The 9,172-nt window shown below is 45.1% G+C and carries 10 protein-coding genes; all 10 read right to left on the bottom strand.

What is annotated here, in order from left to right:
- Positions 1-383, bottom strand: a 383-nt coding sequence (locus SPADD19_RS03235) for a prolyl-tRNA synthetase associated domain-containing protein (RefSeq protein ID WP_061455190.1), incomplete at its 3' end; no start/stop codon positions are given.
- 12 nt (positions 384-395) lie between these two features.
- Positions 396-980, bottom strand: coding sequence for a uracil-DNA glycosylase family protein (locus SPADD19_RS03230; protein ID WP_061455189.1), 585 nt, complete (start codon positions 978-980; stop codon positions 396-398).
- Between the two features lie 52 nt (positions 981-1,032).
- Positions 1,033-2,439: a dipeptidase PepV gene (gene pepV / locus SPADD19_RS03225; RefSeq protein WP_049487514.1), complete on the bottom strand. Its 1,407-nt coding sequence runs from the start codon at positions 2,437-2,439 to the stop codon at positions 1,033-1,035.
- Between the two features lie 34 nt (positions 2,440-2,473).
- Entirely contained in the window at positions 2,474-3,079 is a 606-nt protein-coding gene (locus SPADD19_RS03220; RefSeq protein ID WP_003001591.1) for a nitroreductase family protein, read from the bottom strand.
- A gap of 148 nt (positions 3,080-3,227) precedes the next feature.
- Positions 3,228-4,070, bottom strand: coding sequence for a metallophosphoesterase family protein (locus tag SPADD19_RS03215; RefSeq protein ID WP_061455188.1), 843 nt, complete (start codon positions 4,068-4,070; stop codon positions 3,228-3,230).
- Between the two features lie 10 nt (positions 4,071-4,080).
- A complete protein-coding gene (gene uvrC, locus SPADD19_RS03210) occupies positions 4,081-5,916 on the bottom strand; it encodes an excinuclease ABC subunit UvrC (protein WP_061455187.1) in 1,836 nt (611 codons plus the stop codon).
- Positions 5,917-6,117: 201 nt separating this feature from the next.
- Positions 6,118-7,101 (bottom strand): CPBP family intramembrane glutamic endopeptidase, encoded by a 984-nt coding sequence (locus SPADD19_RS03205; protein ID WP_061455186.1) that lies wholly within the window; start codon positions 7,099-7,101, stop codon positions 6,118-6,120.
- Positions 7,098-7,718, bottom strand: coding sequence for a TIGR01906 family membrane protein (locus tag SPADD19_RS03200; protein WP_041826347.1), 621 nt, complete (start codon positions 7,716-7,718; stop codon positions 7,098-7,100). Before SPADD19_RS03200 ends, SPADD19_RS03205 begins: the two co-directional genes overlap by 4 nt.
- On the bottom strand, positions 7,711-8,481 hold the full coding sequence (locus SPADD19_RS03195) for a TIGR01457 family HAD-type hydrolase (RefSeq protein WP_014713467.1): 771 nt from the start codon (positions 8,479-8,481) through the stop codon (positions 7,711-7,713). Before SPADD19_RS03195 ends, SPADD19_RS03200 begins: the two co-directional genes overlap by 8 nt.
- The coding region (locus tag SPADD19_RS03190; protein WP_338322288.1) for a hypothetical protein at positions 8,482-9,172 on the bottom strand (691 nt) is incomplete at its 5' end.

Here is a 9,172-nt window from a genome sequence, read left to right as displayed (position 1 = left end):
ATGATTTCCTCTGACACAATGTCTTTATCGAAATAGACTCGAATATCTTTTTCTTCATTGTTCAATAAACCAAATGGAGAAACCGTTCCTGGCGGTAATTGCATTTTTTCAGCTAAAGAATCTGCTGAAGCCATGCGGATCCGGTTGGCTTCCACTTGCTCTTTGAAATCATCCATATCCAATGGCTTCTGGTCATCCATGATGAGCAGATAGTATTGGGTTTTCTTCTTGTTGGTCAAAAACATGGTCTTGGTCCGGACGCCTTCTAAGCCTTCAATATAAGAATCCGCCTGCTCCGTCGTGAATGCAGGTGGGTGTTCCACCACATCAAATGAAATTCCTAACTCATCTAATTTTTCTTTAACTTGTTGATAAGGATCCATCTTCGCTCTCCTTTATTTTTGAATGATCTCTTGTACTAAGGTTTGCAATTCTGGCACCACCTCTGCCTCAAACCAAGGATTTTTAGCCATCCAGATTTGATTGCGAGGGGAAGGGTGAACAAGTGGAAAATAGGTTGGCAAATAGTCTTTAAAATGGTGGACCCGTTCGGTTACTTTGCCACTAACTTTCTCATGAAGGTAGTATGCTTGGGCGTATTGTCCAATTAAGAGGGTCAACTCAATATCTGGACACTCCTTGAGGAGTTGAGGGTGCCACTTTTCCGCAAAGCCTTTGCGAGGTGGAAGGTCACCAGATTTTCCATGCCCTGGGAAATAAAAGTCCATAGGAATGACCGCAAACAAACCAGAATTATAAAAGGTGTCTTCGTCAACTCCTAACCATTCGCGCAGGCGGTCACCACTCTTATCCTTCCAGTAAATACCAGCTTCTTCCGTCTTCATCCCTGGAGCTTGTCCGATAATATTGATACGAGCTGTCTTTGGAGCTGCAAAGAGTGGCTCGATTCCTTTATCCGTATATTCTTTATTTTGAGGATCTGCCATAATGGCTTGTTTAATGGTTTCAATCCTTGACATAAGTCCTCCTTCTATGGAAAAACTCAGCCAGAAAAACTGGCCGAGTAGTGGATTATTTGATTAGTTCATAGATAGCTTCTGCGTAAATAGCAGCTGCACGATAGAGATCTTCGACATCTGCGAACTCATTAGCTTGGTGCATGGTATTGACATAGTCTGGGAACATAGCACCAAAGGCAACCCCACGTTTCAAGAGACGACCAAAGGTACCACCACCGATCACTTGTTCGTGTCCTTTGAGGCCAGTTTGTTTTTCGTAAACACGCAAGAGGGTGGATACCAATTCATCATCCATCGGAACATAGTGAGGTGTGTGACCATGGGCGGACAAGCTTACTGTAGCCACTCCTTCGATCTTTTCAAGAGTGGATTTGATGGTTTCAGGATCTGTACCTTGAGGGTAACGGATATTGAGGGCAATAGTGTTGTCTGCTTGGCTTTCATCAAAATGGAAGACACCTGCATTCATGCTCAATGGTCCCATTTTGGCATCTGTATGGGCAATTCCTAATTTTTCACCAGCAAAATCTTCGTGAAGAAGTGAAGCTGTCACATGAAGGTAAGCCTTAGCAGCACCACCAAAATCAAATTGGTTCAACAAGAGAGCCAAGTAGGTCGCACCATTGATCCCATCTTCAGGAGTTGATCCATGAGCAGATTTCCCAACAATCGTCACGGTATAGGTTTCTTCGTCAACAGTTGAGATTTCATACTTGAGCTGGTGTTCCTTGGCAAAGGCATCTAAGAGGCCAGCAAGATCTGGAAGTTGACCAGAAACGACTGCAGTCGCTGACTCTGGTACCATGTTTTCACGAAGGCCACCTGTAAAGCTATGAAGATGGGCACTTCCTGTGTTGTCATTTCCAAAATGAAGGTACTCAGTGATGTTTCCTTTTTCCCCATTGATGATTGGGAATTCCGCATCTGGTGAGAAGCCAAAATCTGGCTCAGGAAGTCCGACGTGTTTGAAATAGTAATCCATGTCGCCCCAGCCTGATTCTTCATCCGTACCGACAACAAAGCGCACGCGCTTAGAAACAGGGAGTCCTAGGTCTTTAATGATCTTCAAACCATAGTAGCAGGCCATTGTAGGCCCTTTATCATCTGACGAACCACGCGCATAGAGCTTACCATCGATAATTTCTGGTTTGTAGGGATCCGTCTTCCAGCCACTACCTGCTGGCACGACGTCCATATGGGCAAAGATCCCAAGCTCTTCTTCTCCTTCACCAAAAGTAAAGTGACCGGCATAATTGTCGACATTCTTGGTTTCATAGCCATCACGTTTGGCAATTTCCAAGAATTTTTCAAGAGCTTTTACAGGACCAGGTCCAAAAGGATGCTCTGCATCTGCCTTGCTGTCATCGCGTTCAGAATTGATTTCCAAGAGGCTGTATAAGTCAGCCATCATCTCATCGCGACGTTTTTCTACTTCTGCTTTAAAGTCAACTGTTGTCATGAATTCCTCCTCGATCTTCTATTTGCTAATTGGCTTAGCGTTTGTCAATGATTTCGTCAACTGGTAAGCGATAGCTTGGCTCTACTTTTTCAGCCGCATAACCAACCGTAATCAAGACTTCCGGACGGAAACGCTCTTCGATGTCCAATACTTCATTGATTTTTGATTTATCAAATCCCAAGATAATATTGGTTCCAATGCCTTGGTCCGTCAAAGCAAGTACCAAGTTCATAGCCACAAGACCGGCATTCAAAGCCAAGTAATCACTTGTTTGTTGGGCATCATAGCGCGCAAATTCAGCAGGAAGATTTTGCATAAAGTATTGCAACTGCTCGTCTGTGAAGTTTTTCACCCCACCGACACGCGCAATCTTGCGAGCCCGTTTTTGCAAATCAGTATCTGTAAAGAGGGCGATGGTCACAGGTGCTTCCATGACTTGATCGTAGTTTGCACCATAGGCTAATTTTGCCAATTCCGCATTTTTTTGACGAACGACCACAAATTTCCAAGGCTGGCTATTGTGGGCACTAGGGGCCAAGGTTGCGATCTCAATGGCGGTCCGTACATCCTTTGGATCGACCGGTTGGTCAGTGAAATGCTTGATCGCATGGCGTTTTTTATTGAGCTCTAGAAATTTCATAAGCTTCTTCCTTTTCTATTTCTGTTACCTCTATTTTAACACAAAATGAAAGAGCTTGCAGGGTTTTACAGCCTAAGATTGTGAAAAAAGAAGCGGACATTTTGAAGATCCGCTTCTTTTTTATAGGTTGAATACACAAGAGATCAACCTATGATTCATTGGAAAGATTGAAATAGGCAGCTACTTCTTTGGCATAACCGTATTTCTCAATTAAGCCAGTTAGCAGATCGATGTTATGACCCCGATAGTTATCCTCGCGTCTCAATTCTTCGTACATCTCAATAAAAGGAAGACCTTTGTCCTTAGCATCTTGGAGCTCTGCTTCATAGTCATAGGCCACCTTACGAAATTGCAGGTTGGTCACTCCATCTTCTTCGACATCGATCAGAGCATATTGAGCTCTGTGGTTTTGAATTGGTTCCCAGTCGAAATAAGGCATGCCAATAGTCCCCGGATTGAGGATCTGCTGGCCCTGGCTGCCATAGCGAAGCAACTGCTTGTGGACATGACCGTAGATCGCCATATCCGTCTGATCATCCAGCAGTTGGTCAAAGTTCTCCGTCGCATTTGCTGGACGCAAGTCTCCACCGTAATTCTTTTCTGGCAAGTTGTGGGTCAGTGAAAAACGAATGCCATTGACCTCCTTCTTCTCTACCAATGGAAGCGAACGAAGCCAATCGATCCGCTTAGGATCTAGTCCTTCCATGAGGTACTGAGTGAGGCGAAGAAGTTGGATCTCCTGCGGATCCTCAAGTCCGTACTCGCCATCCAAGGCCTCTAGGACACAATCGTCCCAATTTCCACGAACAGCCGCTGTAATCGGAATCGCATCTAGCAACTCAAAAAGGTCCTCTCTTCCAGGCCCCGGAAGCAAAATGTCCCCTAAAAGCCAGTATTCCGTCGCGCCTAGAGCACGCGCATCCGCAATCACTGCCTTAAGGGCTGTTGTATCTCCGTGAATATCAGATAATATAGCGATTCTATTGTTCATTATAAACTCCTTATGATTGGTATGGTTCAGAATCCTCCGCCACTTCCACCAAGGGACTTGCTTCTTCTTTCTTTCCTTGATGGAGCTTGGCTTGCACTGCCTCCGCGACTGCCCGTGGGATGCCGACTGTGACGATCTCATCTACAGTAGCTTCCTTGATCTTGGTCAGCGACTTGAAGTGCTTCATCAGCAACTGCTTTCGTTTTGGTCCCAAGCCTTCGATGCCGTCCAGCTGAGAAGAGAAGGAATTTTTAGAACGAAGTTGGCGGTGGAAGGTGATGGCAAAACGGTGGACTTCATCTTGGATCCGTTGGAGGAGGAAAAATTCCTGTGAGGTGCGCGAAAGTTCAATGATTTGGAGAGGATCGCCAAAGAGCAATTCATGGGTCTGGTGCTTGTCATTCTTTTGTAGGCCTGCAATGGGAATATCCAGCCCTAACTCTTCTTGAATGACTTGCTTAGCGATATTAACCTGGCCCTGACCACCATCGATAACGATCAGATCAGGTGGCGTCAGGCCATCCCGCATGACACGGCTGTAGCGTCTGCGAATGACCTCCCGCATGCTGGCATAGTCATCTGGTCCGACAACGGTCTTGATCTTGTACTTGCGGTAGTCCTTTTTGCTTGGCTTCCCATTGACAAAGACCACCATGGCTGAAACTGGACTGGTCCCCATGATGTTGGAGTTGTCAAAGGACTCAATGCGCACAGGAGTTGGAATTTGCAGGAGTTTTCCAAGATTTTCAATGGCACCTTGGGTCTTTTCCATGGATTTTTCAAGAAGATTGAACTTCTGCTCCAGACTGACACGCGCATTCTTGATGGCCAGATTGACCAATTGCTTCTTCTCCCCACGCTGGGGCTTAAGGACCTTGGTATCCACTAGTGCCTTGACCGCTTCTTCATCAATATCTTGAGGGATCAGGATTTCATTGGGGATCAGGTGGGATTTCTCCTGGTAAAACTGCCCCACATAGGTCAAGAAATCCTCGTCCGGATCATTGTAGTAAGGGAAAAGATTGACGTCGCGCTCGATCAGCTTGCCCTGACGGACAAAGAAGACCTGCACACACATCCAACCCTTGTCCACGTAGTAGCCAAAGACATCCCGGTTCTGCAAATCCTTGGCCATGACCCGCTGTTTGGTCCGCAGGGTCCCAATAGCCTGGATCAGATCCCGGTACTCTGCCGCCCGCTCGAATTCCATGTTTTGCGCAGCGGTATTCATCTTGAGCTTGAGCTCATCGATAATCTTGTCATCCTGCCCTTTGAGGAAATCAGAAACCTCCTGGGCCATGCCCTTAAAATAAGCCTCGTCCTTGTGGCAGACTGTGTGGGCCATACATTGCCCTAAATGGTAGTAAAAGCAGACCTTGGAAGGTGGATTGGTACACTTTCGGAATGGGAAAATCCGATCCAAAAGCCGCTTGATCTCATTGGCTGCTCCTACGTCTGGATAAGGACCGAAATAGAGACCACCATCCTTTTTGACCTGGCGCGTGATGATGAGGCGCGGATAGCGCTCATTGGTAATCTTGATGAAGGGATAAGACTTGTCGTCCTTGAGCATGATATTGTATTTGGGCTTGTTCTCCTTGATCAGGTTGATCTCAAGAAGCAAGGCCTCAATATTGGACTCGGTGACGATAAATTCAAAATCCACAATCTCAGATACCAGGGCTTCTGTCTTGGTATCGTGGCTCCCTCTGAAATAGGAACGCACCCGATTGCGAAGATTCTTGGCCTTCCCCACATAGATGATGGTACCGTTCTTGTCTTTGTGAATGTAACAGCCCGGACTCGTCGGCAAGAGCTCGAGCTTGGATTTAATCAAGTTATTCATACTCTCTATTATAGCAAAAAAGGGAGGGGTTAGCCTCTCTCTAGTATGTTTGTATTATTGTTATCCACCTTCACCAAGTAAAAAATAATTATTAAATAGTATATCAGACCCTCATCCTCAATCCTTCATCTTCACTTGCCCTTTTTCATAGCAAAAAAGAGGGGTCTAAAACGATCCCCCTTTACTAGCAATCGATAAACTTTATCCTTTGAGATTAGCCATCTGGAAGATCGGAATCACATAAGGAACAATAGACATCAGGATAGTGAGTAGCACGAAGAACCAGAACCAGAAGGAAGCGAGGGCACGCTGGAAAACTCCCGGCTGAGGTTTATTGACCTGAATATAAGCCTTGATAGCTGGCCATTTCGTCGCAAGAACCACTATCATCACAATAGAACCAATGGCTAAAACACCGATTTGGAGCCAATTCGCTAGTCCCTCGTCCACATGATAGGCCACATAATGCAAGCCTTGGGAAATGACAAAGTTATTGAAAATGTGATAGAAAATCGCCCACCAGATATTGTATTCAAAGGCAATGTAGCCGAATCCTAGACCAATGATACTCGCGAAAAAGAGCTGGTCAAAATTGGCATGGAAGAGACCAAACAAGATAGCCGTCATGACAATGGCAAAGATCTTGCCATACCGTTCCAAGCCTCGCAAGCCTGCCCCACGGAAGAAGAATTCCTCTGTGATAGGACCAAAAAAGCCAGCATACAAGAGCATGGTCCAAGATCGCTCAATCGTATCTCCAAGATCTGGTGTCGGAGAGTGAAGGCCAATGGTCTCAAACATGCGCTCAATCACTTGTGTCATCACAGATGAAAAGACTTGAGAAAAGCCAAGAAAGGCGAGAAGAATAAAGAAGACTGAAAGAGTCATCTTACGTCCCTTGTGCTTAAGATCATATTTATAGAGGGCCTTCTTGCGATAGGCATTAAAGAGAAAGAGTCCAATGGAAATAGAGATGAGGTAGGGAATACCAGCCCAAACATTCAGGGCATTGAGTTTCTCCGTTACTTGACTTGGATCTTTTCTGAGAGAGCCTGCTATGGTCAATCCAAGGAGGACTTCCCACAGGACGGTTACCAAGGTCATTACCAAGAGATAAATGGCAAGTGTCCCGGAATACCTTCCTATATCTTTTTTAGGGTCTAATAATCGGTTGTATTGGTTCATTTCTTCCTCCTAGAAAATAGATAAAAACTCGCACACATTCCTTCGTATAAGACAAAGAAAATCAAAAAGGCATGCATAAAGTAGTCTTCTGGTAATGCAAGAATAATCGAATCCACGCGCGGATCAAAGAGCCAAGTATTGTCCCCAGCAAATAAGACCTGATGAAAGAGCGTAAAGAATTGATCAAAGCCAATCATAACAGCCATCACTGCAAGCACTACTGGTAAAACCATCATCCAAAAGAAGAGACTACGGTACAAGGCCAGGTAGCCTTTTTTGACGACTGTCCGCATAAACTGGATAAAACCAGGTAGTGTGACCACGAAAACGACCGTCACTAAGTGAAATAGGTACTTGACGGCCTCAAAATGGTGCAGTCCATTTTTTGAAGACGGGAATTGAGGCATTTTCAACACCCATTGAAAAGGATTGGTCAAGTAGTTCATCAAGACATTAAAATTCTTCATGATGACTGATGACGAAAAACCAGTCCGGCTTTGAATCCCCAACCAATGAATCTCCATGGGATAGAGGACCCAAGCTAGAGCAATGGTGAGAAGGATGGCAGCTGACAAGATAAAGAAAAATTGGTTGATTGATTTCAGACTTTTAAGCATCAAAATCCCACTCCGCTAGACTGGCAACAACATGTGTCGGTGCAATTGGTAAGGTCGGCACTTCTTCTGGTTTGGTAAAACCTGTCGTCACCAAAAGGGTTGGAATCCCATTGTCAATACCCGCACGAATATCTGTTAGGTAGTTGTCGCCAACCATGACCACTTCTTCTCTTTCAAGACCCAGGTGTTCAATGGCCTTGTCCATGATGATGGCCTTTGGTTTGCCAATGATCACTGGCTTGACCCGTGTCGCTGCTTCAACAAGGGCAATCAGAGATCCTGCTCCTGGCATCAAGCCACGCTCCGTTGGGATATTAAGGTCAGGGTTGGTCCCTATAAAGTGCGCTCCCTTTTGAATCGCCAAGGTTGCTTTAGCAAATTTCTCATAATCCACTTGCCAATCGAGGCCAATCACAACATAATCAGGTGCTTCTTCATCGATAATATAGCCAGCTTCTTCAATAGCATCTTTGAGCCCCGCTTCTCCAATCACATAGACCTTTTTGCCCAAGTTTTGGTCGTTCATGTAGTCAATGGTCGCAAGGGTAGCTGTATAGATGGTCGACAAAGGGGTTTCAATATTGAAGTGAGTCGCCAGCATATCCCGAACAGTCTCTGGTGTGCGGGTTGTGTTATTGGTGACAAAGAGATAGGGAATCTCACGCGCCTGCAATTCATGGACAAAAGCTTCTCCTGCTGGAATTCGTGATTTTCCTTTGTAAATGGTGCCATCCAAATCAATTAAATAGCCCTTGTAGTGCATTTATTCTTTCCTTTCTGTATCAGCTTTTTCATGCAACTTCTCTGCATCGACTCTTCCACCAGACCCATACAAAAGCAAGGCTCCAGCATAGAGGACAAATTGTAAAATCAACCCTGTAAAATTGATCCCTTGATTTCCTGATTGGGTAAACAAGAAGGAAGCCACCATGAGGATCACAATGGTCAATAACAAGCCAATTACGGTTGCCTGATCCACACTGATTTGATAAACCGTGCGTTTGGTGCTCCGGTTTCGGCCGTCTGACTTGGTTTCTGGTTGCAAATTCTCCACAAAATCCGTTACCAAGGTCGCAGCAAGGCTGACTGTTGTGCTAAAGAGCACGCCTTGAGACAAACGATGATAGAAATTAGACCAGAAAGAGCCTGATTGGCTGGTAATACCGACCGAAAAGATCACGACAGGCAAGAGAAAGGCCAAGGTGAAATGGATCCAGACCCGATACCAACGCACATCTTCTTTCAAGAAACGACTAAAACTCTCTAAATTCAAACGGTATCGGAAAAATTTATAAATTTCTTCCACCAGGATGATGCCCAAAGCACAAAGAGTCAAGAGCCAATCTCCCAACATGTACAAAGGGTTCTTTTGACGCTTAGCATAGGCCACAACCCGTTTTTGGTAGCCTGCTAGCTCTTGTTTTTTATTTTTTAATCTTCTACTTTCCATAAGT

The organism is Streptococcus parasanguinis (assembly GCF_001578955.1).
GTDB lineage: Bacteria > Bacillota > Bacilli > Lactobacillales > Streptococcaceae > Streptococcus > Streptococcus parasanguinis_U.
This window is presented reverse-complemented; position numbering and strand designations above follow the sequence as displayed.

Coding starts and splice junctions, on each gene's coding strand:
- uvrC (WP_061455187.1), bottom strand. CDS start 5,916: ATGAATAACTTGATTAAATCCAAGCTCGAGCTCTTGCCGACGAGTCCG.
- pepV (WP_049487514.1), bottom strand. CDS start 2,439: ATGACAACAGTTGACTTTAAAGCAGAAGTAGAAAAACGTCGCGATGAG.
- SPADD19_RS03230 (WP_061455189.1), bottom strand. CDS start 980: ATGTCAAGGATTGAAACCATTAAACAAGCCATTATGGCAGATCCTCAA.
- SPADD19_RS03220 (WP_003001591.1), bottom strand. CDS start 3,079: ATGAAATTTCTAGAGCTCAATAAAAAACGCCATGCGATCAAGCATTTC.
- SPADD19_RS03215 (WP_061455188.1), bottom strand. CDS start 4,070: ATGAACAATAGAATCGCTATATTATCTGATATTCACGGAGATACAACA.
- SPADD19_RS03205 (WP_061455186.1), bottom strand. CDS start 7,101: ATGAACCAATACAACCGATTATTAGACCCTAAAAAAGATATAGGAAGG.
- SPADD19_RS03195 (WP_014713467.1), bottom strand. CDS start 8,481: ATGCACTACAAGGGCTATTTAATTGATTTGGATGGCACCATTTACAAA.
- SPADD19_RS03200 (WP_041826347.1), bottom strand. CDS start 7,718: ATGCTTAAAAGTCTGAAATCAATCAACCAATTTTTCTTTATCTTGTCA.